General features: G+C 54.8%; 1 tRNA gene and 1 rRNA gene. Both read left to right on the top strand.

Features of this window, described 5'->3' with window-relative positions:
• The first annotated feature begins 86 nt into the window (after positions 1–86).
• Positions 87–162 (top strand) — tRNA-Thr (locus OGX96_RS00035).
• A gap of 38 nt (positions 163–200) precedes the next feature.
• Positions 201–281 (top strand): 5S ribosomal RNA (rrf, locus tag OGX96_RS00040); the annotation flags it as partial.

The raw sequence follows: 281 nt of genomic DNA on the forward strand, positions 1-281 counted from the left end.
CTCAGAAGTGAAACGCCGTAGCGCCGATGGTAGTGTGGGGTCTCCCCATGCGAGAGTAGGGAACTGCCAGGCATCAAATTTAGTGTGCTGATATGGCTCAGTTGGTAGAGCGCACCCTTGGTAAGGGTGAGGTCCCCAGTTCGACTCTGGGTATCAGCACCAGTTTTTCGGTTAAAGTTCGGCACTTAGAAAAGAATTTGTCTGGCGGCTGTAGCGCGGTGGTCCCACCTGACCCCATGCCGAACTCAGAAGTGAAACGCCGTAGCGCCGATGGTAGTGTG

The organism is Citrobacter sp. Cpo100, from assembly GCF_030332595.1.
GTDB classification, from domain to species: Bacteria; Pseudomonadota; Gammaproteobacteria; order Enterobacterales; family Enterobacteriaceae; genus Citrobacter; species Citrobacter portucalensis.